General features: G+C 42.0%; 26 protein-coding genes. 11 read left to right on the top strand and 15 right to left on the bottom strand.

Going from position 1 to position 22,717, the window contains the following annotated elements:
• Window positions 1-453 precede the first annotated feature (453 nt).
• The 3 genes from ACG9ZB_RS08255 to def all read right to left on the bottom strand — a co-directional run bounded on the left by ACG9ZB_RS08255 (window position 454) and on the right by def (window position 3,634).
• Window positions 454-2,499, bottom strand: a complete 2,046-nt coding sequence (locus ACG9ZB_RS08255) for a TonB-dependent copper receptor (protein ID WP_419325303.1) — start codon at window positions 2,497-2,499, stop codon at window positions 454-456.
• A 73-nt stretch (window positions 2,500-2,572) separates the two neighbouring features.
• Complete coding sequence (locus ACG9ZB_RS08250; protein WP_419325302.1) at window positions 2,573-3,010, bottom strand: DUF2946 family protein; 438 nt, start codon at window positions 3,008-3,010, stop codon at window positions 2,573-2,575.
• 90 nt (window positions 3,011-3,100) lie between these two features.
• Entirely contained in the window at window positions 3,101-3,634 is a 534-nt protein-coding gene (def, locus tag ACG9ZB_RS08245; protein WP_201702181.1) for a peptide deformylase, read from the bottom strand.
• Window positions 3,635-3,754: 120 nt separating this feature from the next.
• Between def and ACG9ZB_RS08240 the strand changes: the two genes are divergently transcribed.
• The 3 genes from ACG9ZB_RS08240 to ACG9ZB_RS08230 are packed head-to-tail and all read left to right on the top strand — an operon-like array spanning window position 3,755 to window position 6,680.
• Window positions 3,755-4,909 (top strand): LysM peptidoglycan-binding domain-containing protein, encoded by a 1,155-nt coding sequence (locus tag ACG9ZB_RS08240; RefSeq protein WP_419325301.1) that lies wholly within the window; start codon window positions 3,755-3,757, stop codon window positions 4,907-4,909.
• Window positions 4,910-4,931: 22 nt separating this feature from the next.
• On the top strand, window positions 4,932-6,065 hold the full coding sequence (dprA, locus tag ACG9ZB_RS08235; RefSeq protein ID WP_419325300.1) for a DNA-processing protein DprA: 1,134 nt from the start codon (window positions 4,932-4,934) through the stop codon (window positions 6,063-6,065).
• A gap of 45 nt (window positions 6,066-6,110) precedes the next feature.
• Window positions 6,111-6,680, top strand: coding sequence for an L-threonylcarbamoyladenylate synthase (locus tag ACG9ZB_RS08230; protein WP_125281522.1), 570 nt, complete (start codon window positions 6,111-6,113; stop codon window positions 6,678-6,680).
• A gap of 399 nt (window positions 6,681-7,079) precedes the next feature.
• Here the strand turns inward: ACG9ZB_RS08230 and ACG9ZB_RS08225 are convergent, their stop codons facing one another.
• Entirely contained in the window at window positions 7,080-8,000 is a 921-nt protein-coding gene (locus ACG9ZB_RS08225) for a DMT family transporter (RefSeq protein ID WP_419325299.1), read from the bottom strand.
• A gap of 336 nt (window positions 8,001-8,336) precedes the next feature.
• On the opposite strand from ACG9ZB_RS08225, the gene ACG9ZB_RS08220 reads away from it, so the two are divergent.
• From ACG9ZB_RS08220 to ACG9ZB_RS08195, 6 genes are all read left to right on the top strand, one after another.
• The gene (locus ACG9ZB_RS08220; RefSeq protein WP_419325298.1) at window positions 8,337-8,891 is read left to right on the top strand and encodes a hypothetical protein; all 555 of its coding nucleotides are present in this window, start codon (window positions 8,337-8,339) and stop codon (window positions 8,889-8,891) included.
• A gap of 123 nt (window positions 8,892-9,014) precedes the next feature.
• Complete coding sequence (locus tag ACG9ZB_RS08215) at window positions 9,015-9,560, top strand: glutathione peroxidase (RefSeq protein ID WP_419325297.1); 546 nt, start codon at window positions 9,015-9,017, stop codon at window positions 9,558-9,560.
• 199 nt (window positions 9,561-9,759) lie between these two features.
• A complete protein-coding gene (locus ACG9ZB_RS08210) occupies window positions 9,760-10,134 on the top strand; it encodes an RcnB family protein (protein WP_419325296.1) in 375 nt (124 codons plus the stop codon).
• A 133-nt stretch (window positions 10,135-10,267) separates the two neighbouring features.
• Window positions 10,268-10,858, top strand: a complete 591-nt coding sequence (locus ACG9ZB_RS08205) for a hypothetical protein (protein ID WP_419325295.1) — start codon at window positions 10,268-10,270, stop codon at window positions 10,856-10,858.
• Window positions 10,859-10,948: 90 nt separating this feature from the next.
• The gene (locus tag ACG9ZB_RS08200; protein ID WP_419325294.1) at window positions 10,949-11,392 is read left to right on the top strand and encodes an AAA family ATPase; all 444 of its coding nucleotides are present in this window, start codon (window positions 10,949-10,951) and stop codon (window positions 11,390-11,392) included.
• Between the two features lie 81 nt (window positions 11,393-11,473).
• Complete coding sequence (locus ACG9ZB_RS08195; RefSeq protein ID WP_419325293.1) at window positions 11,474-12,409, top strand: hypothetical protein; 936 nt, start codon at window positions 11,474-11,476, stop codon at window positions 12,407-12,409.
• Window positions 12,410-12,440: 31 nt separating this feature from the next.
• On the opposite strand, the gene ACG9ZB_RS08190 is transcribed toward ACG9ZB_RS08195, so the two are convergent.
• The 11 genes from ACG9ZB_RS08190 to ACG9ZB_RS08140 form a co-directional block, all read right to left on the bottom strand.
• Entirely contained in the window at window positions 12,441-12,761 is a 321-nt protein-coding gene (locus tag ACG9ZB_RS08190; protein ID WP_279745143.1) for a hypothetical protein, read from the bottom strand.
• 355 nt (window positions 12,762-13,116) lie between these two features.
• Window positions 13,117-13,536 (bottom strand): F0F1 ATP synthase subunit epsilon, encoded by a 420-nt coding sequence (locus ACG9ZB_RS08185; RefSeq protein WP_131265675.1) that lies wholly within the window; start codon window positions 13,534-13,536, stop codon window positions 13,117-13,119.
• A 26-nt stretch (window positions 13,537-13,562) separates the two neighbouring features.
• Window positions 13,563-14,957 carry a F0F1 ATP synthase subunit beta gene (atpD, locus tag ACG9ZB_RS08180; protein ID WP_004684425.1) on the bottom strand — a complete coding sequence of 465 codons (1,395 nt, stop codon included), beginning with the start codon at window positions 14,955-14,957 and terminating at the stop codon, window positions 13,563-13,565.
• A 26-nt stretch (window positions 14,958-14,983) separates the two neighbouring features.
• Window positions 14,984-15,853 (bottom strand): F0F1 ATP synthase subunit gamma, encoded by an 870-nt coding sequence (atpG, locus tag ACG9ZB_RS08175; RefSeq protein WP_016165599.1) that lies wholly within the window; start codon window positions 15,851-15,853, stop codon window positions 14,984-14,986.
• An 88-nt stretch (window positions 15,854-15,941) separates the two neighbouring features.
• Window positions 15,942-17,486 carry a F0F1 ATP synthase subunit alpha gene (atpA, locus tag ACG9ZB_RS08170; protein ID WP_419325292.1) on the bottom strand — a complete coding sequence of 515 codons (1,545 nt, stop codon included), beginning with the start codon at window positions 17,484-17,486 and terminating at the stop codon, window positions 15,942-15,944.
• Window positions 17,487-17,530: 44 nt separating this feature from the next.
• A complete protein-coding gene (locus tag ACG9ZB_RS08165) occupies window positions 17,531-18,067 on the bottom strand; it encodes a F0F1 ATP synthase subunit delta (protein WP_419325291.1) in 537 nt (178 codons plus the stop codon).
• 12 nt (window positions 18,068-18,079) lie between these two features.
• Window positions 18,080-18,550: a F0F1 ATP synthase subunit B gene (locus tag ACG9ZB_RS08160; RefSeq protein ID WP_004684420.1), complete on the bottom strand. Its 471-nt coding sequence runs from the start codon at window positions 18,548-18,550 to the stop codon at window positions 18,080-18,082.
• Between the two features lie 38 nt (window positions 18,551-18,588).
• Entirely contained in the window at window positions 18,589-18,834 is a 246-nt protein-coding gene (atpE, locus tag ACG9ZB_RS08155) for a F0F1 ATP synthase subunit C (protein WP_000424060.1), read from the bottom strand.
• 84 nt (window positions 18,835-18,918) lie between these two features.
• Window positions 18,919-19,794, bottom strand: coding sequence for a F0F1 ATP synthase subunit A (atpB, locus tag ACG9ZB_RS08150; protein ID WP_087528693.1), 876 nt, complete (start codon window positions 19,792-19,794; stop codon window positions 18,919-18,921).
• A gap of 107 nt (window positions 19,795-19,901) precedes the next feature.
• Window positions 19,902-20,300, bottom strand: a complete 399-nt coding sequence (locus ACG9ZB_RS08145) for an ATP synthase subunit I (protein WP_419325290.1) — start codon at window positions 20,298-20,300, stop codon at window positions 19,902-19,904.
• Between the two features lie 171 nt (window positions 20,301-20,471).
• Window positions 20,472-21,311 (bottom strand): metal ABC transporter solute-binding protein, Zn/Mn family, encoded by an 840-nt coding sequence (locus ACG9ZB_RS08140; protein WP_419325289.1) that lies wholly within the window; start codon window positions 21,309-21,311, stop codon window positions 20,472-20,474.
• Between the two features lie 141 nt (window positions 21,312-21,452).
• On the opposite strand from ACG9ZB_RS08140, the gene ACG9ZB_RS08135 reads away from it, so the two are divergent.
• Both ACG9ZB_RS08135 and znuC read left to right on the top strand, forming a co-directional pair.
• Window positions 21,453-21,947: a transcriptional repressor gene (locus ACG9ZB_RS08135; protein WP_419325288.1), complete on the top strand. Its 495-nt coding sequence runs from the start codon at window positions 21,453-21,455 to the stop codon at window positions 21,945-21,947.
• On the top strand, window positions 21,932-22,714 hold the full coding sequence (gene znuC, locus ACG9ZB_RS08130; RefSeq protein WP_126038751.1) for a zinc ABC transporter ATP-binding protein ZnuC: 783 nt from the start codon (window positions 21,932-21,934) through the stop codon (window positions 22,712-22,714). Before ACG9ZB_RS08135 ends, znuC begins: the two co-directional genes overlap by 16 nt.
• The last annotated feature ends 3 nt before the right edge of the window (window positions 22,715-22,717 follow it).

Here is a 22,717-nt window from a genome sequence, read left to right as displayed (position 1 = left end):
AGACTTTCAGATTCTACCACTTGGGCTAAATCCTTGTTTCTCAACAAGTTTTAATCAACATCACCGCCGATGGATGTGCATTCTACAGCATTTCTAATCCCTTGCAACACCTTTTTTCAATAAATATTTCTGCATGTTTATTTTTCAAACTCATAAAATTATAAGCTACTGTTATTTATATAAAATGTTTTTCAATAAATTTATCTACTTCCTAGTTAGTGCCTTAAACCGTACCATCACATTCGCACAAATTAAACTTAATGTATTGTTTTAATTAATTTAAATAAAAATATATCGAAATAATATTTAAATATTTTATTTAAATCGCTGTTTTTTTCTACTTTTTATGGTGAATATCCACTTAAAATGCTGTTTTCTCACTCAATTTCTATCTTAAAACCCAAAACAGCCATTCTATTTCTAGAATGGCTGCTTCCGATCTTCTCAATATATTTAGAACTTCATACTGATTCGAGCCCAATAATTTCGACCAATATTACTGAATTGCTCCTCTGCGGCAAAACCAAAGCCAGCACTACCAGCTTTATTTAGATGCTCGGCATAGTTTTTATTCAGCACATTATCTATTCCGACTGAAAGGTCTAGATCTTTTTGGATATTATAAGTCCCATTTAAAGACAGAGTTCCAAAACCTTTACTGTCTTCTAAATCGTATCCAATGATATTGCCTTCTCGGTAGCTAGTACGATCTTGTGCTGCAACCACACGCCATAATAAACCAAGGTTATATTTTTCTTGCACATAGCGTAGATTGAAACGTCCTTCTAATGGTGCAATTTGCGGTAAAGCGGTGTGATCCGTTGTATTTTCACCCCATGCATACATGGCACTGATGTCCGCTTGAATTTGATCCGTCAACTGGTAAGCCACACCTGCTTCAGCACCTGCAATGGTTGCATCGACATTTCGGCTTTTGGCTTCTAACTTGCCCATTGAACCTGTCGGGGTATACGCCACTAATATATAGTCTTGAATCAAACCTGCGTAAACAGAAGCCCATGATTTAAATGCACCCTGTTCATATTGATAGCCTGCATCAAACTGCGCGGTTTTTTCATTCTCTAAATCGGCAAAGGTCGTACCTGCACTTTGATGATATTTGGTACTAAACAATTCCCAATAATCAGGCACACGCTCTACATAACCTAAACCTGCGTAAGTTTTAAGATGTTCCGCAAGCTCACTTTCAATTCGAATAAAACCACTTGGCAAAGTTTCTTTACGTTCTGTATTAGTGGCTAAATTATCAATCTTCGCTTGATCGACGCGTGCACCTGTCACCAGTTTATGCTGATCATTGAATGCATAACTCAGCTCGCCAAAAGCCCCATAAGACTCAAATTCCATATTGGTTTTAAAGGGAGAGTTCATACTCGGCATAGCGTACATAATCATATTGCCACCATGCTTATTACGCTGTGAGTCTATTCCTGTCATCAGGCTGACTTTGTCCCATTCAGAAGTCATTGCAGCACGTGCATTCAACGTACGACGTGTCACCTCCATCTCCATCTTATTTGGCACAGTCATACTCATGCCATTCATCGTCATAGTCGTTGTTGGTGGTGTTCTTAAACGAAAATTATCCATAACATGGTCGTTATAGCTATAGTCAACTTGTGCTTCGACCTTCTTAATCACCTCGCTGATATTTTTCTTTTGCAGATGCAAACCTAGACTTTCACGGTCAAATTTAGAGCCATCCATGCTACGTCCAGCATAAACAGCCTCACCATCACTTTTACCACCTTTTAGCTCTATCCATGTGTCTTCATTCGGAGTCCAGCCTAATGCAAGGTCTGCATTCCACTTTTCCCAATCGGACGGAACCGTGTGACTAGCTCCATCTTGATAACTGTCTGCAATCGAACGGTTAGCATTTAAACGTGCATATTTCTTTTCATCACCAACAGCGGCTTCAATATTCTGATCCAAACGACCATAAGAGCCAAGCATGACACTGGCTTGTCCACGATAAGGTTTCGCCGAAGTGAGCTGTTCAGGCTCACGTTCAAAAATAACAGTTGCGGCTGAACCAGTATGCGCATACTGAACAGTTTGCGGCCCTTTTACGACCGTGATTTTGTCGTAGCTTTCAGGAGAAACATACGACGCTGGATTATCCATACGACTTGGGCATGCGCCTAAATTTTCCGTACCATCTGTGAGGATTTTAATACGTGAGCCAAACATACCACGGAAAGTGACATCACCATTCGCACCGCCATTTTTGATTTGGTTAAAGCCCACAATACTTTGTAGGTAGGCTGCACCATCAACCGCAGGAATCGGCTGCGTGGGTTGTTTAGGATCGGCATGTACAATCAGACCATGGGCATCATTGCCCTGCTGAGCCGTCACCACGATAGGCGCTAAAATGTGCGCGCTGTCTGCTTCAGTGGCAAAACTCACTGTAGAAAAACAAGCAAGGGAAATCGCAGCCACAAGAGGCTGTAAAAAGAATGTAGGCTGAGCCATTTTTTATTCTCACTGAATCTATAAATACAACTAGGCTAGAGTCCGTTAAGACCCGAAAAATATATGTCTAGGTTTATACAGACAGTGGCGGTGCTCGCCCTTGAGGTAGTAAGAAGAGTTGTTGCAGTGCAAACCAAACATGCGCAAAGGCTTTCTGAAATGCAACTAAACGGACTTGAATACGGTCAAGTACCGCTTTCAACTCTAAATCAGGCGGCAACACGAGATTGCCATATACCGTACAGTATTGGCATTGATGATTTGCATCATGATGATTGTGTTCGGCAGGTTGTGAACTGAGTTCATACTGAGCCTGCATTTCATGATGATGTGTGGAGTGCTTTTCAGCATGAGAACTGAGATGTTCAACTGGTTTGAGTAAAAGCGCACGCGAAATGGTTTCACAGACCGGCGCAATTTGATATTGCGTCGGTAGTAAAGGCTGTAAAAAAACAGCAATCTGTAAAAACACGGCTACACAAGACAGTAGCAACGCAGCTCTAAAAAACAATCCATTCCATCCGAATTGACAACGCGGCCATTATAACAAAGCCCAATCGAAATTGGGCTCACTTTAAAGATGATTTTTAAGCAAAAAAACTTAACCGCGTTTTACAGCCACTTTGTCTTTTTGGCGCTGACGGGTCAATTTTTCAACTTTTTCACGTGCACGTTGACGCTTCAATGGTGACAAATAGTCGACGAACAATTTGCCATTTAAGTGATCCATTTCATGTTGAATGCAAACAGCGAGAAGTTCGTCAGCTTCGATCTCAAATGCTTGACCTTCAAGGTTAATTGCTTCGATCTTTACGCGTGACGGGCGCTCAACTTTGTCGTATATTTGGGGAACTGATAGGCAGCCTTCTTCATAGGGCTGCGTTTCTTCAGTCAATGGGGTAACTTTGGGGTTAATGAATACCAAAGGTTGATCTTTATGTTCAGATAAGTCCATGACAATCAGCTGAATATGACGATCAACTTGTGTCGCGGCAAGTCCAATGCCTGGCGCTTCATACATGGTTTCAAACATATCTGCAGCCAGCTGACGAATTTCATCAGTAACTTCTTCGACGGGTTGTGCAATGGTACGAAGACGGGGATCAGGAAAACTTAAAATAGGTAATAAGGCCATACTGCGTCCTCAATTATGCCATTGATCAAAAAACCAAATGAAGGGAATGCTTGATCAAAAAAATGTGTGTAATATCGTTATTATAACGCAACTACATACATAATTTTAGGAATTATGATAATGAAAAAGGTTTTTATGGGCATGCCATCTTTTAGTGCCTTGGGGTTTAAGCAACACATGTTAGCACTTGCGGTTTGCGTAAGTGTTGGCGCTGGCGTCACTTCAACAGCTCAAGCTGCACCTACACGAAATTACAATCCTCCTGCTTTAAAAGCCAATGCACCAAATGTTTATGTGGTAAAAAAAGGCGATACCCTTTGGGATATTTCTAAACGTTTCCTAAACAATCCTGTGCGTTGGCCTGAAATTTGGGCTAGCAATAGACACGTCAAAAATCCGCATTGGATTTTCCCGGGTGACCGTTTATTGATGTGTACCTATGAAGGTCGTCCAATTATTGGTAAAGATGAAGGCGATGGTTGTGAAGGGATTATTCGTCGTTATACAGGCGGCACTAAACTTCAACCTCAAGCACGCGTTGAGTCTTTAAACAATGCCATTCCTGTCATTCCACTGGAATACATTAAAAACTGGCTTGAACACAGCACTATTCTTTCTGAGGAATCTTTGCAAGGTACACCGTATATCGTTGGCGCTGCCGATCAGCGTGTGATTGCAGGTAAAGGCCAAACTGTTTATGCACGTGGCCAAGGCATTGAAGTCGGTCAACGCTACGCGATTTACCGTGAAGGCGAGCCGTACATTGTGACGGATGCAGAGGGCAAAAAACAAAATCTAGGTCTAGAATTGACTCAGGTTGCTTCAGCCATTGCCATTCGGGGTGAAAATGACATGTCCACTTTAGAAATCACAGATTCGTATAATTCTGAAGTACGTCGTGGTTATCGCGTACTGCCTGAATACGACGCCATGCTTCCAACCTTGTTCTACCCAACACATGCACAAGATGTGACTGGGGGTGGACAAGTGATTCGTGTTCAAGGTTCGATTGGTCTAGCGGCGAAGCATTCAGTTGTAACTATTGACCGTGGCACAGTGGATGGCGTTCAATCGGGTTATGTGTTCTCGGTTAGTCAAAAAGGTCAAGAAATTCGTGATCCGAAAACCAATGAAAAACTGACCCTTCCAACGGAGCGTATCGGTAATATCATGGTCTTTAAAACCTTTGACCGTGTCAGCTATGCTTATGTGCTCGACAGCGAACTACCAATAAACTTGGGCGCAAAACTTTCTCCCTCTATCGTGGATGAATAATCCGTTGCCTTAAGGTGTATATATGCTGAACTCTTTATCACATGAACAGATTGCAACAATCACTCTGTGGTATTTGGTTCAGCATTCTTTATCGAGCTTTCAAAAGCTAAAGCAGTATTTTGGCACAAGCACAAAAGCTGTTGCTGCTTCCAATCTTCAAATCTGGCCAAATCTCGGCTTACACAAAAGTCATCTACAACGTGTCATAGAAATTCAAACACCTGCTGGCCAAATCAAATTACAAACTTTACTGCAGGACGTCCAAGCCAGTTGTGATTTTATTTTGCTTGATAGTGAAAGTCATTATCCCTCGCAACTGCTGCCCTATGCTGACCGGCCACCGATTTTATTTGGTCAGGGTAATCCACAAAACCTATTACAACCTCAAGTTGCTATCGTCGGCAGTCGAAAACCCAGTCCACACGGCAAACAAGTGGCTTATGACTTTGCCTATTACCTCGCCGAAAAGGGCTTTTATATTTGCAGTGGTTTAGCTGAAGGTATTGATGCAGCGGCACATCAGGGTGGCTTAAAACATCAACGCACTATTGCGGTGATGGGCACGGGCTTAGATCTCACTTACCCCTCCCAACATCAAACACTGCGTAAGCAAATATTAGAGAATAATGGCTGTATTATTAGTGAATTTTTACCACATACACCGCCTTTACAGCATAATTTTCCACGGCGCAACCGCATCGTAAGTGCATTGAGTTTAGGCGTCGTGGTTGCAGAAGCCGCACTCAAAAGTGGCTCTCTTGGCACAGCCAAATCTGCTGCTGAACAAGGGAAGATTATTTTTGCGATTCCCGGTCATATTTATAGTGAACACCATCAAGGTTGTCATCAACTAATCCGAGAAGGGGCGATTTTGGTCGATCATCCTGAGCAAATCATTGAAGACCTGGCACTCCCCACTCAATGGCATAGCCAATCCCAGTCACAAGAAAATACACCAAGCATTAGTATTGAGATCCCATCTAATTTACTCGAACTTTATAATCAACTGGATTGGGTGGGACAAAATATGGATCAACTTAATTTCAAACTTAACACCGATATTGCCACACTCACTAGCCAGTTAATGGAACTGGAGATTTTGGGGCTCGCACAACAACAGGCTGGCAATTATCTGCGTTGCCGTTCTAGCCAATAAGGTTCACAATAACCCTTTATGAACCAATAAAAGGTACTAAGTGTAATGATTACCACCTCTGTGACTGAAGCGGCGCAATGTTTAAAACAAGGTCAAGTTTTAGCATATCCAACAGAAGCAGTATGGGGTTTAGGCTGTGATCCGTATAACGAACAGGCCTTTCTAGATATTTTGCAGATTAAGCAACGCCCGATTGAAAAAGGGGTAATTTTACTGGCTGGGCAAATTGCTCAAGTTGAACCGCTTTTAGAACATTTAGATCCCCACATCCGTCAACAAGTGATCGACAGCTGGAGCGATCGCAGTCCATCAGAACGCGCAACCACGTGGTTGTTACCTGCAAATAAACATATTCCAACATGGATTAAAGGCAATCACCCTAAAGTTGCTGTACGGGTAACCACACATCCGATTTGTGTGGCACTTTGCAATGCCTTTCAAGGCTTCATAGTCTCAACCAGTGCCAACCCTGCTGGATTATCACCTGCCCGCTCATTACAAGATGCCAACCAATACTTTGCGCAACAAGTGAATTATCTAAATGGTGACCTAGGCTTGAGCCAAGAACCGAGTCGCATACTCGATGCCGAAACTGGAGCAGTGGTTCGTGCCTAAAAGCGTGCTATTTCTCAGGATTTTTACTGAAAAATAGATAAAAAAAAGCTCAGCCATATAGGGATGGCTGAGCATGAAAAAGGATGTGTAATCACATCCAGAGGGTCTGAAAACTGATGAGCAAACACTTAATGTCCGTTTTGACATTCGCCTAAGTTTGCAGTGGACGTATTATGTAACAAATTACTTTTCTAAACAAATAGATTTTTTATATTAGAAACAGCGTTAAAACGCTGATTAATTGAGATAATTAAATTATAATTCAAATTATCTACCTATTTTTAATCAGCTTTTATATACATTAAATACATTAATCATCTAAAATAGCATTAATAAATTAACTTATTAATGAATTATTCTATTAAAAAAATAATTTAAATGATCGATTTTCAACCAAAATTAATCCATCGAGTTTACTAAAGGTGCCGTTTTTAAAGCTGTTTTACGCTGTGCCAGTAAAATGCCACAGATAATAACCACACCACCGACCGTATGATAAACCGTCCACGCCTCTTTCAACCAGACATAGGCAATCACTGCGGTAAAGACTGGCATCAAGTTCATGAAAATACTGGTTCGATTCGGCCCTAAATGGGTAATGGCCAACATCCACAGTAAAGGCGCAACCAAAGAAGGGAAAATGCTGGCATACATAACACTTGCCGCATTTTCACTATTGATTGAATCGAGACCGAAATAGGCAATAAAAGGTAAATGGTAAAGCAGTGCAAAAAAGATCTGCACATAGAGGCTCAACATCAAGGGAATTTGCAATTGCCACTTTTTCAAAAACACCCCATAAAAGGCATAGAAGAATACCGCAACCACCATCAGGACATCACCCAAATGCCCGCCTGATTGAACTAAGCCCGCAAGATTGCCCTGCCCAATGATATACACCAAACCTGCAAAAGATAAAATACTCCCGATCATCGCAAAACGATTTGGAATATCTTTTAAGATCAGCAGTGAAACAAAAATGGTAAAGATCGGAATAAAGGCATTAATCAGTCCCATATTAGTCGCAGTCGTATAGTGCGCTGCGGTGTAGGCTAAGCCCTGATACAACACCAGACCAAATGCACTTAGCACTGCCAACTGACCCAAATGCGCTCGAATTAATGCCCACTGACGACATAAAGCTCGCACGACAAAAGGCGTTAACAGAATGAATGCAAAGAACCACCGATAAAAACTAATACTGACTGGCGAAATGAAATCAGCTACATAACGCGTAACGACAATATTGATCGACCAAATGAGTACGGCGATGATAGGGAGACTCAAAGCCCAATACATACGTTGTGTTGTGGTACTCATTCTTTTTCCCGTTTAGCTTTTGTTTGCAAAATTTAAATGAATGGTAAAACATTTTTATGATTTATTCGAATATCATTTTGGTATCACACATAATTGATACATTTATCTTAAAATATAAAATTAATAAAAAACATAATATTAAGACAATATAAAACGATACATTTCAACAAATTGATGCATTTCAGCAGCTTCACTCTACAAAAACACCATAGAACAATGTCAACGATCTCTGCATCGTATTAATGCTGTTCTAGCTAACGTATTTTTTTAATTGATTGGTCATTGCTCTTAGACTCTGGCCTACAAAAACATATTTCCCGATAGAAGGATGTCGTTATGAAAAAGTTACTTTTAACCACAGTTTGTATGGCCACACTTACTTTGGCTGCGTGCGAAAAAAAAGGAACTGAGCCAGCCGTTGAACAAACGACGTCTGCATCTGAAGCGACCTCAACCGAAGCAACCACTATCGTTGCTCATCATAGCAATAACAATATTGCCGATATTCAAGCGGATTTGTTAGCCGTACAAACGCTATCGAATACCAAAGCTCAAGAAGCAGCCGCGTTTCAAAAAGAAGTGAGTGCAACCTTAGAGAAAAAGGATCCCGCTCAAATTAAAACCATGGTTGAAAAAACAGAAACCTATGTGAAGCAATTTAATGATGAATTAGATGCCTTAACCTTAAAAAGTGCTGAAGTAGATGCTTTACGTGAAAAAATGCAGGACGCCAATGATCTAGGTGTCGAGCTCACCAAAGAAAGTACAAAAACAAAGCCAGATAGCGCGAAAATCACCGAACTCCAAAACAAAGCAGCTGAATTGCAGAAATCGATCATTGCTGACGTAACGGCTTTAGAAGCGAAAGTCAAAGCAGCTCCAGCATCTTAATGACCTCCCTACTCTTTAAAGCAAGCCTCAGCTTGCTTTTTTGTTGCGATCAATCTGCAAATGGGCGTGACTTTGTCGAACGCTTCCAACACAATAAAATGCACATCGTATAAGGAGACGTAAATGAGCACTTCAATTTATAATATTCCTGTCAAAACTATTCAGGGCGAAGACATCAACTTAAACCAATACCAAGGTAAAGTTCTCTTGGTGGTGAATGTGGCATCTAAATGCGGTCTCACACCGCAGTACGAAGGCTTAGAAAAACTCTATCAAGACAAAAAATCACAGGGTTTAGAGATTCTAGGTTTTCCTGCGAACAATTTCTTGGCACAAGAACCGGGTTCAGATGCTGAAATTCAAGAATTCTGCTCCTTAAACTATCAAGTAGATTTCCCGCTTTTTTCAAAAATCTCGGTCGCAGGGGATGATAAGCATCCGTTATATGAAAAGCTCACCCAAGCGGTGCCTGAACGCATTGGTGAAGGCCCTTGGTGGAAAGACTTGGTGGACTATGGCTTAACCCCGAACGAACCACCTGAAGTGCTGTGGAACTTCGAGAAATTCTTAATCAATAAAAATGGCGAAGTGGTTGCGCGTTTTGCACCAGATATTACGGCCAATGATCCGCGTATTGTCGAAGCTATCAATGCTGAATTGGCCAAATAAGCCTGAAGCTGTTTATAAGCAGTCGAATTTAACGGCTGCTTATATTTTTATTTTTTTAAATCAGTAATGACACTCGAATCGGTTCGATCTTCATGATTTCTTCTTTATTTTGATAATTTTACAACACTTCATTCACGATCAATCAAACACTTCACTCTATAATTCATCTATCCGCTCAAGACAACTAGAAGTGAAGCTCATGAATACCTTTATTAAAGCAGCCATTTTATCTATCTCAACCGCATTGATTGCCCTGCCTACACTAGCAGCACCACAAGAACAGCATCAGCAACATCAAACCGCTCAGTCACATGAACATGCGCAAAAGCATACTTCAAATGGACATCAACAGCCAACCCATGGCACTGTGAAAAAAGCCAACCGTCCATCTCAAGACTGGAAAGCAGGTCAAAAACTCCCAAACGCTTACCATAGCAATGCCTATAAAGTAGATCACCAAAAATACAAAAAACTCAGCAAACCTGGTAAAAACCAACAGTGGATTAAAGTGAATGGCGACTATGTACTGACAGACATTCGCAATCATTCCATTATTAAAATCATTGCTGGTTAAACTACTGTAAATGAAGAGTGCTCAGGCACTCTTTTTTATTTTAAAAAGTTTTGTAATGACTTTGAAACCCAGCATTTTATCTACAGATTTTGCCCTTATATTAAAAAATACATAGCCCAATACTGATTTGATGATGAAAAAACTTTTACAAAACTTGGTTCTTCCTTTTGCACTGTTTAGTTCAGGCATCCTACTCATTGGCTGTGAGCAAGCAGCAGAGCCGAATCAGCAAGACATCCAGACTGAGTCATCTGAGCAACACCAATCAGCAAATACACAAAGCCCTGAAAAACCTGAACTGAAAAGTGGCAATATGCTCTATATCGTGCGTGATGTGGCAGATATGCAATTAAAAGCAGGTGAATACGTCACTCAGCTGCAAGAAACCCAAAGTGACTTGCAGGCCGCAATTGAACAGCATGATCAACAACAGTTGCAACACGCCGCGACAGCTTTGCAACAACAGCTCACAGGTTTCAATAATGCCTTGAATGGTCTGAATCTTAAAACACAAGAAATCAATGATATCCGTGAAAAACTACTGTCTGCCAACCAACAAGTTTTAGATTCACCCTTTTTAAATGGACAGGTGGATTTTAGCCAAGTCGAATTTAAAAAGATGCAACAGCAAATGGGCACTATTCAATCTGAAATGTTGAAACTGGCTTCAATGATGATTCCTCAGCAAGCTGAGAATGATAGTTCAAACACAAACCAATCTTAAAACATGTAAATATTAGTGCTTTCAGCAATAGAGTAGGAGAAAATGACTGCAACGGTTTTCTCCTAATTTGATTGAGGCACGATTTCTCACATGCAGCTGATTATTTTTATGGGCATCCAAGCTTCAGGAAAATCGAGCTATTATCTGTTGAATTTGGCACATAGCCATTTGCGCATCAATCTCGACATGTTGAAAACAAGGCATCGTGAAAAAATCATTTTTGAAGCAGGACTGGCCTCAAAAACCAAAATGGTGATTGATAATACCAATCCTACGCCAGCCGATCGTGCCCGTTATATTGCCAGTGCTCAGGCCGCAGGCTTTGAAATTGTTGGCTACCTCTTTGAGACTGAGCTTAAAAGTGCACTGCAACGCAACCGCCTACGTGAAGGCAAAGCCCGCATTCCTGAAGTCGGAATCAGAGCCACCGCCCAAAAATTTGAACCTCCACACTATACTGAAGGCTTTGATACACTGTATAAAGTTCGTATTCTCGGGCAAGGTGAATTTTCAATTTCGCCCATACCGATTTGAAGCTTTAATGAAAAAACATTAACTATTTTTCATTTTTAAGCTACTATGTACAAATAAGAAACACAGAAAAACATTTTTATAATGAAAAAAGTCATTCTTGTGATCGCCTGTTTAGCAATCATCGTCTTTGGCTGGATGCACTTTTTAATGCCTGAAAAAACGACGCCACACTTAACACAGTTTTTTTCTAAAGAGCATAAAGATGTTCAACTTATTCAGGACTGGCTCAAATACAAACAACAGCAGCGGTTACTTTTAGTCGATGTTGCAAGCCCTGTCAGCCCCAAACAACAAGGCGCTTATGCTGAATACATCAAACAAAAAATTGAGCTCAACCAGCAAAATATTCAACGCCTTCGGCTCACTCGCTATCAAACCAAAGCGTTTAAAGAGTTACAACAGCTCGAAATTCATGCGCTAGAGCAATGGAATACCTTATTTCAAACGCATATTGTAGATGCTTTCGTCGAAAAGCAACATTTCAATAAAATTCCAGCCGAAGAATACCAACAATTTGATGCTGAAACGCGCTATGCCTTACAAAAGCAGGAAGTTTTGGTTCTCGAACACTTACAACAATTGCTGCAAGACAACAGCCCATATCTGTCTGACATCGATCATAGCCTGCTCAGCGATTGGCTTAATTACCAACTAATGCAACATGAAATTCATCCGGTTCTCTCTGAATGGTTGGAAGTCGAAACAGATATGCCTGACCGAAGCCGTCAAGATGCAATGCAAGACCTGAGACTATATAAGCGGTTTAACCCCAATACCGATGAATATAAGTACATCATGTCACTCGAAACACAGCTTTGGCATGCCGAACACCCATCTTCAAATTTGCTTGCACAACCATCCAATACCATGTCCAATTCGGATATCGAAATCGACCCAGAGATTGTGATTCCTGAAGATGAGCCTCAAGTTGAGCAAATCAAAAAGCTGATCGAGACGCAGCACGATACCGTTAGCCGCATGATGTTCAGCCAATTGCGTCAGAGCTTTTTAAAATAATTTTAAAACAATGCTTTAAGCTCATACCTCATCAAAACGAAGACTGTTCCTGAGTTTTGCTCTGTGCTAACCATTCTTTAAAAGCCTTTTGCATAGCGTGACGCTCATAGGGCTTGGCTAAACGTGCTTCCATCATTGAGAAATCACCTTTGTAAGCTGCTTCAATCATGGCTTTGGTCAGCTCCTGAATGCTCGCACGACCCCGATGTTCATATTGTAATATTTCTTCTGAAGTCAGCACCAAGTCCCAACATGACACCACTGAGCTCATATCGACTGCTATACTCAGATAATAATGCTCAAAATCTTGGTAAAGTTCCCAAAAGTGGGATTCATGCGCTATCAGGTTCATTTTCATCTTCGCTTACAGAGAAGCATTTAAAATATAACTTCTGTTGAATAAAAGATATGCAACTTTAGATAGCTATGTCCTTGCTTAACGAAATATATCAAGTAGAGGAGCATTGATTTAGATGAATTTTAAAAATTGTGTATTCAAAATATTTTACAAGCCAGCATACAAGTAAAAGACGAACCACTATCATACAAAACAAAGATTGCGCGTATGCAACAGACCCATCCAATCCATTTGAACAATGACAACTAAGAAACCAACAAACTCATCATGAAATAAGCAATTGACTCATTTTTATCAACACATAAAAAAAGCCACCTTTCGGTGGCTTTTTTTAATCTCAAACCATCTCTTATTGAGCGCGGTTTTTGATTTTGCGGATGGTTTCCAACTGAGCAGCAGTTTCTGCAAGAGCAGCCAAAGCAGCAGCCGAGTCCAAGTCGCTCTTTTGATTTGCAAGCAATTGTTCAGCGTTTTTACGCGCTTCTAAAATTGCTGCTTCATCTAAGTTTTCTGCACGGACTGCAGTATCTGCAAGAACCGTAACAACATGCGGTTGAACTTCTAAAACACCACCAGATACATAGATTAACTCTTCTGTACCGTTTTCAAGCAGAACACGGATTGTACCCGGCTTGAGTAAAGTTACTAGTGGCGCGTGACCAGGCATAATACCTAATTCACCACCAGCACCTTTAGCAATTAGCATCGTTACAGTACCAGAGTACAAAGACTCTTGAACACTTACAACATCACACTGCATAGTCGACATGAGAATCTCCTAAATTAGGTAACTAATTAAAGTTTCTCAGCTTTAGCAATTACTTCGTCAATACCACCAACCATGTAGAACGCTTGTTCTGGAATGTGGTCATATTCACCAGCTAAAAGACCTTTAAAGCCACGAATCGTTTCTTTAAGCGGTACAAGTTTACCAGGAGCACCAGTAAACACTTCAGCTACGTGGAACGGTTGAGAGAAGAAACGTTGGATTTTACGCGCACGGTAAACAGTCAACTTATCTTCTTCTGCAAGTTCGTCCATACCAAGAATCGCGATGATGTCTTTCAATTCTTTATAACGTTGAAGAACGTTTTGAACTGAACGAGCGATCTCGTAATGCTCAGCACCCACTACTAGTGGATCTAACTGACGTGAAGTTGAGTCAAGTGGATCGATCGCTGGGTAAATACCAGAAGATGCGATGTCACGGCTCAATACTACAGTTGCATCTAAGTGAGCAAACGTAGTTGCAGGCGATGGATCTGTTAAGTCATCGGCAGGTACGTATACCGCTTGGATTGACGTAATAGAACCAGACTTAGTCGATGTAATACGTTCTTGAAGAACACCCATCTCTTCTGCAAGTGTCGGTTGGTAACCTACTGCAGATGGCATACGACCTAGAAGTGCTGATACTTCAGTACCTGCTAGTGTATAACGGTAGATGTTGTCGACGAACAATAATACGTCACGGCCTTTACCGTTTTCGTCTTTCTCGTCACGGAAGTACTCAGCCATAGTCAAACCAGTCAACGCTACGCGTAAACGGTTACCTGGTGGCTCGTTCATCTGACCGTAAACCATTGCTACCTTGTCAAGAACGTTTGAGTCTTTCATCTCGTGATAGAAGTCATTACCTTCACGAGTACGCTCACCAACACCAGCAAACACAGATAAACCTGAGTGAGCTTTCGCGATGTTGTTGATCAACTCCATCATGTTTACAGTTTTACCAACACCGGCACCACCGAACAGACCAACTTTACCACCTTTTGCAAACGGGCAAAGTAAGTCGATGACTTTAATACCAGTTTCTAAAAGGTCAGTAGAAGCTGCTTGTTCAGCATAAGAAGGCGCTTGACGGTGAATTGGCAAACGCGCTTCAGTCGCAACTGGACCAGCTTCGTCGATTGGGCGACCAAGAACGTCCATGATACGACCCAAAGTCGCTGTACCCACTGGTACAGAGATTGGAGCGTTAGTATTCGTTACGTTCAAACCACGCTTAAGGCCTTCAGTAGAACCCATTGCAATAGTACGAACTACGCCATCACCAAGTTGTTGCTGAACTTCTAAAGTAGTTTCAGTGCCATCAACGTGGAGAGCGTCATAGATCTTAGGAACGCTGTTACGTTCAAACTCGACGTCGATAACCGCGCCGATGATCTGAATGATACGACCGCTACTCATTGCTGTCTCCTCAATTCAAAATAATGTTAAACGGCAGCGGCACCACCAACGATCTCAGAAATTTCCTGAGTAATCGCGGCTTGACGCAGCTTGTTATAAATAAGTTGTAGGCTCTTGATCAATTCACCTGCGTTGTCAGTTGCAGCTTTCATTGCAACCATACGAGCTGACTGCTCACACGCGATGTTTTCGATCACGCCTTGGTATACCACAGACTCGATATAACGAACCAATAAGCCATTTAAAAGCTCTTCAGCTTCAGGCTCATAGATATAATCCCAACCGTATTGACGGTTAAGGGTCTTGTTTTCTTCAGCAGTCGCTAAAGGCACAAGTTGTTCGATCTTTTGATTTTGAGTCATGGCATTGACAAAGCCGTTGGATACGAGATAAATACGATCTAACTCGCCTTTATCAAACGCATCTAACATCACCTGTACAGAACCAGATAACTGTTCAAGGCTTGGTGTATCACCGACATTTGTCGTAGCACCGAGCACTTTACCGCCGTAGTTTTTAAAAAACGAAACCGCTTTTTGACCAATTAAAGCAAATTGAACTTCAATTGACTGCTCTTGTTGCTGTTGGACGTGTTTAACCACTTTTTTGAACAAGTTAATGTTCAAACCACCAGCAAGGCCGCGATCTGAAGACACAATGATATAGCCAACGCGCTTAACTGGGCGTTCAACCATATAACGGTGTTTGTATTCAGGGTTCGCTTGTACCAAATGAGCAATTACACGGTGCATATTTTCGGCATACGGACGGCCTTGAGCCATGCGCTCTTGCGCACGACGCATCTTAGAAGCTGCTACCATCTGCATCGCGCGAGTAATTTTCTGCGTGCTTTTGATACTAGCTACTTTGGCGCGAATTTCTTTTAAATTTGCCATACGCTTAACCTAGTATTCGAAGGCCCTTTCAAGCCCTCGAAGGTTGATCCGTGAACCAAACCAAAACTAAATCCAACTGAAGTTGAAATTAGTAAGTTTGAGTCGCTTTAAAGCTTTCAATACCTGCTTTGATTGCAGCTTCGATGTCCTTGTTGTAATCACCAGTAGCATCGATGTTTTGCATTAACGCAGCATGTTCTGAACGGAAGTAAGAGATTAACGCAGCATCAAAGTCTACGATTTTCTTCACTTCAACGTCAGCCATATAGCCTTCGTTAGATGCATAAATTGAAACAGCTTGGTCAGCAATTGAATATGGAGCATATTGTTTTTGCTTCATTAATTCAGTTACACGTTGACCATGTTCAAGTTGCTTACGAGTTGCTTCATCAAGGTCAGAAGCGAACTGAGCAAATGCTGCCAATTCACGGTATTGCGCCAAAGCAGTACGGATACCACCAGACAATTTTTTGATGATCTTAGTTTGCGCTGAACCACCAACACGAGATACAGAGATACCCGCGTTCACAGCAGGACGAATACCTGCGTTGAATAACGATGTTTCAAGGAAGATCTGACCGTCAGTGATCGAAATTACGTTCGTTGGTACGAATGCAGATACGTCACCCGCTTGAGTTTCAATGATTGGCAATGCAGTTAATGAACCAGTTTGGCCTTTAACTTCACCATTCGTGAATTTCTCAACATAGTCAGCAGAAACGCGCGAAGCACGCTCAAGAAGACGAGAGTGAAGATAGAATACGTCACCTGGATACGCTTCACGACCTGGTGGACGACGTAATAACAATGAAATTTGACGGTAAGCAACAGCTTGCTTAGACAAATCATCATAAATGATTAGTGCATCTTCACCGCGGTCACGGAAGTATTCACCCATTGTACAGCCAGAATATGGAGCCAAGTACAACATTGCTGCTGGATCGGCTGCAGCTGCTGCTACAACAGTGGTATACGCCATAGCGCCAGTTTCTTCTAGCTTGCGTACAACATTAGCGATAGTCGATTGCTTTTGACCAATTGCTACGTATACACATTTAATGCCAGAGTTTTTCTGAGCGATGATCGCATCGATCGCCATCGCTGTTTTACCAGTTTGACGGTCACCAATGATCAACTCACGCTGACCACGGCCTACAGGGATCATTGTATCTACTGATTTATAACCAGTTTGTACAGGTTGATCCACTGATTGACGCCAAATTACACCTGGTGCTACTTTTTCAACAGCATCAGTTAATTTTGCATCAATTGGGCCTTTACCATCAATTGGGTTACCCAAAGCATCTACGACACGGCCTAAAAGTTCTGGACCAACCGGAACTTCTAATACACGACCTGTGCAACGCGCTTTTTGACCTTCTTGAAGGCTTAAGTAGTTACCTAAAACAACGACGCCCACTGAATCCTGTTCTAGGTTCAGTGCCATACCGTATAAGCCGCCGTCGAATTCGATCATTTCACCGTACATTGCATCAGCAAGGCCGTGAATACGCACAATACCGTCGGAAACCATAACAATGGTCCCTTCGTTTTTAGCGGTCGCGCTGGTGTCCAGATCGCCGATACGCTGTTTAATGAGCGCACTGATCTCGGATGGATTCAGTTGTTGCATTGCGCTATACCTCAATCTTTTTAAAGTTCAGTCTTCATATGCAATTAAGCAAGAAGACGAGTCCGCATTTTTTCTAGCTTGTTAAGCGCAGAATCATCTATCACTTGGTCGCCTGCACGAATAACAACACCAGCAATAAGTTCTGGTTTAACTTCTACAGAAACATTTACTGCCGCAGCGAAACGTTTTTCTAACGCTTGAGCAAGTAATTGTTCTTGTGCAGAAGTCAATGGGAATGCAGATTCAATCACTACATCCACAGTATTGTTATTCTGTGATTTGAGCTGCTCGTATTCAGCAGAAATTTCAGGAAGAAGCGCCAAACGGTTGTTTTCAGCAAGCAATGTCAAAAAGTTTGACACTGCTGCAGTTTGGTCTTCGCCTAATACTTTTGCAAAAAGACTTACCTGCTCAGCAGGAGTAAGCTCAGGGCGAGTTAAGAAAGCTGAAAATGCTTTGTCTTGCACCGCAGCACTGAGCAAGTTCAATGCAGATGACCAAGAGTCAGTCGCATTTTGCTCAGAAGCGTAAGCAAATGCTGCTTTAGCGTACGGGCGTGCCAACGTCAAGAGTTCAGCCATAATCCGCCTCTCTTAAAGTTTAGCAGCCAGCTGAGTCAGCATGGCATTGTGAGCTTCAGCATCAACTTTTTGGCTAAGAATTTTCTCAGCACCTGTTACTGCAAGATCAGCAACTTGTTGACGTAATTCTTCACGAGCAGAATTGATTTCTGTATCAACAGCTTCTTTTGCTTGTTGACGAATACGCTCACCTTCAGCTGACGCTTGAGTACGAGCTTCTTCTACCAATTGTGCACCGCGACGGTTCGCTTGTTCGATCAATTGAGCCGCTTGCGCTTTCGCTGCATCTAATTCAGCTTTCACTTGAGCTTGCGCATCCGCAAGATCAGCTTTTGCTTTTTCAGCAGCGTTTAAGCCATCAGCGATTTTACGCTGACGCTCACTAATCGCATTGATTAGTGGTGGCCATACAAATTTCATGCAGAATGCGACAAACATCGCAAATGCAATCGCCTGGCCAATCAATGTGAGGTTGATATTCATTGCTATTCCTCAATAGTTTAATTTAGGAATTAAGCTGATTAACCTACAAATGGATTAGCAAAGATGAAGAACAAGCCAATACCAACACCGATCATAGGCACAGCATCAAGAAGACCCGCGATTAAGAACATACGAGTTTGAAGTTGTGGAGCCAATTCTGGTTGACGTGCAACAGCTTCAAGGAAGCGACCGCCTAAAAGACCAAAGCCAATCGCAGTACCTAAAGCACCAAAAGCGATCAAGATAGCAGATGCAATTGCAACTAGACCTAAAGTGAGTTCCATGATAATTCCTCAGAGGTTAGGTTTATACCAAATTAAATTAAAAAATTGTGCGCCCAACCATCCCGTGACAGTTAGGCAATACCATTAATGCTTTTCGCTTGCCATGCTCAAGTATACGATAGTCAGCATCATAAAGATGAATGCTTGTAGCGTGATAACAAGAATGTGGAAGATCGCCCAAGGCACAGACAACGCCCATTGGATCCAGAACGGTAATAATGCAATAAGGATGAAGATTAACTCACCTGCATACATGTTACCGAAAAGTCGCAGAGCCAATGAAACTGGACGTGCAAGGAATGTTACTAATTCAAGAATTAAGTTCACTGGAATCAATAACGCTTTTGCAACTGGGTTACTTGGGTTAAATGGGTTAAGTGCTAATTCGCCAACGAAACCACCAATCCCCTTTTCGCGAATACTGTAGAACAAGATCAATACAAATACAGACAAAGACATACCTAGGGTAATGTTTGGATCTGTAGAAGGTACAACCTTGAAGTAAACGTGATGAGGATCCATACCAAATACACTTGCACCAATTTGTTGAGCTAAGAATGGAATCCAGTCAACAGGGATTAAGTCCATTGCGTTCATGAGGAAAATCCACACGAAAATGGTCAATGCAAGTGGCGCAATTAAGCGTGATTTGCCATGGAAAGTGTCGCGAACACTTGAGTCCACAAACTCAATGATCATTTCAATTGCAGACTGGAACTTGGTTGGAACACCAGAGTTTGCAGCTTTCGCTACGCACCAGAACAACAAACAGAAAATCACACCAAGAGTGATAGACCAACCCATTGAATCCAAGTGAATAGCAGTGAACCCCATCTGTTGAGCTTCTTCAGCAGTCTCAGCCAACTTCCATGAACCGTCTGGCATTTTGCCATAAGTCATATTCGTCAAGTGATGCTTGATATACTCGGTCGAAGTAAGGGCATGTTCTTCAGCAGCCATAAATCACACCTGGTCAATGTCAAATACAAATAGAGAGAACGAACATCGCGTGCTGCTTGACATCTCGTTCTTCTCCTAAAAAACTTTTCAATTTTTTGTAGTGCTTATTAAACTCGTTTTTGTTGACGCGACACCCAAAATGGAGCAACCCACGTCATGGTTTGAACGAGCATAAAACCACAAAACAACGCCACCGCTGACAACGGTTTGACATTGCTTAAAATTAAAATGAAACCAAAAATCACAATTGCAAACTTACCCATCATGCCTTTATACATGTTCGCAAGAACTTGTTTAGAAGCGCGAGCTCCTGCTGCTCGAAACGACTGCCATGAAAAATAGCAAGTCGCAAGCCAACACACGAGCGCACCTAATACTGCACTCAGGGCTGCGGTTGAGTCTTTCACGACCCAGCCGATCAAGGCTGAAACAGGAATCATACATGCTTGTAAGAGGACTAAAGCTTTCGCTAATCGTCGGTCAATCAAGCGACTAGTTCGGCTCATTATTTATTCACTCACAACAATCATGCTTGACAAGTTTAGCTGATGATTATTTTTAATCGCAGGCATTATAGAGTTACACCCCTGAACATGCAATCTTTTCCCGACCTAAGTCGAGTTTTTTTCTATGTTTAAATTGCTTTTAAACTAATCAATTATTGTTTAATTTTTGCGTCACTTTCGCGCATTTAGCACACATTTATGCACATGATCGGCCAATTGCTTCCATGCGCTGACAAAATCCCCTGCCCCAGTCATGCTTTCGTCAACCGCTTGGAAAACCAATGGGTTCAACTTTTGATATTGTGCTTGACTGGCATGCACTTCGGCCAAAAGGCACATCTTTGAATAAGGGCGGCTGTCATTTAAGTATTTGATTTGCCCAACCGTAGGGGCAATATGTGGGTCATCTGTCAAGGCGCCTGCAAAGCGTAAGTTTAAAGGTCGCTCCAGATATTGATAGGCATCATGAAAAGACCAATACGGCCGAGTTTGGGTACTTTGACTATATATAGCTGAGGCTTGCAACATTTTCTGAGCAAAGATTTTGGCATTGTTCCAGTAACGCTCCTTATACTCAGGCATCTGCTGTGAACGCAGGCCCGCAATAAAGAAACCGATACGTACCGCATTGTTTGGGTCAAGCCAAACATGGGTATCAATGGTATTTTTTAAGGCATCAGCACGGGTATTTCGTAGTGGTAAGGCATTGATAATGCCTGAATCTAAAATAGAAACGGCTTTATCATTGGCGGTCAGGAGTTTATCCAGCGGTGCTTCATGTGCTCGTCCCAACCAAATAACCAAACCTGCATCCTGAATGATTTTACGATGCATTGGGGTCAAACTCACATCATGTCCAGATTGATCGGCCAACAATAAGGTTGGTTTTTCAATGCCTTTTGTCACTTCCTGTGCAATCAAGTAAATCGGCTGTGTAGAAACAACCAAGTCTTGCGTCCAAGCAACACTACTAAACAGCACAAATGCAAAAAAAGCCAAGAAACGGGACATGGGGAGCAATCACTAGAAATACAATTAGTGTTATAATATAACAAATCGACAAAAATACCTATGCCTAATCGAAACTCTCTGCGCTTCATGTTAAGATTTAATGTCGTTTTTCTTTTATAAATTTTGCACTTGAGGTTTGCTATGAGCGCTTGTTCTCACGAACACCACCATGCTTTACATGATGTGCATGGTCATCACAACGTTGAGACGCGTTTGGCTGAAGCAGAAGTATTGTGTGCAACCACTAGTGCGCGCCTAACCCCCTTAAGAAAAGAAGTCTTGGCACTGATCCTAAATGCGACAGGCCCGATGGGTGCGTATGACTTGTTGGCTAAAATTAAAAGCAATGCCGACCGCCCTGCTGCCCCACCGACGGTGTACCGTACTTTAGAATTTCTATTGGAAAAAGGTTTGATTCACCGACTCACCTCGATTAATGCCTATATTCCATGTTGCCATCCCCGCGAAGGCCATCAAGCAGCTTTTCTCATTTGCACTGATTGCAAATCAGTGACAGAAGCTTCTGCCCAAGGATTATTACAACAACTCGATGCGCTTTCCGCAGCCGATGGCTTTACCGCACAACATAGTATTATCGAAATTTCAGGAATTTGTCAGCAGTGTCGCCACAAGTAAGCCTCGATCCTGTTCTGGTCGAACTCTCCCAAATTAGTGTTCGTATCGATGAACGCGACATTTTAAAGCATGTTGATTTTGTCTTACATGAACGGGAAATTGTGACCCTGATTGGGCCAAATGGTGCAGGGAAATCCACGCTCATTAAAGTGCTGTTGGGTATTGTGCACCCTAATGCTGGCGAAATTAAAACAACAAAGCCACTCAAGTTTTCTTATGTGCCACAAAAGTTTAATCCCTCACATAGCCTACCGCTTAGGGTGAAAGATCTATTGGCTTTGGAAAAATCTGATCCCACAATCAAACAAGAAATTATCCACGATACTGGGATCAGCAAACTTGAAAACTCCAAAGTACAGCAGCTTTCAGGTGGGGAACGACAACGCGTTTTACTGGCTCGTGCACTGTTACGTCAACCCGATATTTTGGTTCTCGATGAACCGATGCAGGGCTTAGACATTCAGTCTGAGGCTGAGCTGTACGACTATGTGCGCAGTTTACCCGCCAAATATGGTTGTGCTGTGCTCATGGTTTCACATGATTTACAGTGGGTCATGCAAGGAACTCATCGTGTGGTGTGTTTGAATAAACACATTTGTTGTAGTGGCCTGCCTGAAAACGTGCAACAACACCCTGAGTATCAAGCCATTTTTGGTACCAACCGCGTGTTCTATCAACATCATCATGATCACTGCGCACATGGTGATAGTGCAACGCCTTGCCAGCATGACGCTCGTCCACACATTCACCCCGAACCGGAAGCTTAAGTC

The organism is Acinetobacter johnsonii, from assembly GCF_048551975.1.
Lineage (GTDB): Bacteria > Pseudomonadota > Gammaproteobacteria > Pseudomonadales > Moraxellaceae > Acinetobacter > Acinetobacter johnsonii_A.
This window is presented reverse-complemented; position numbering and strand designations above follow the sequence as displayed.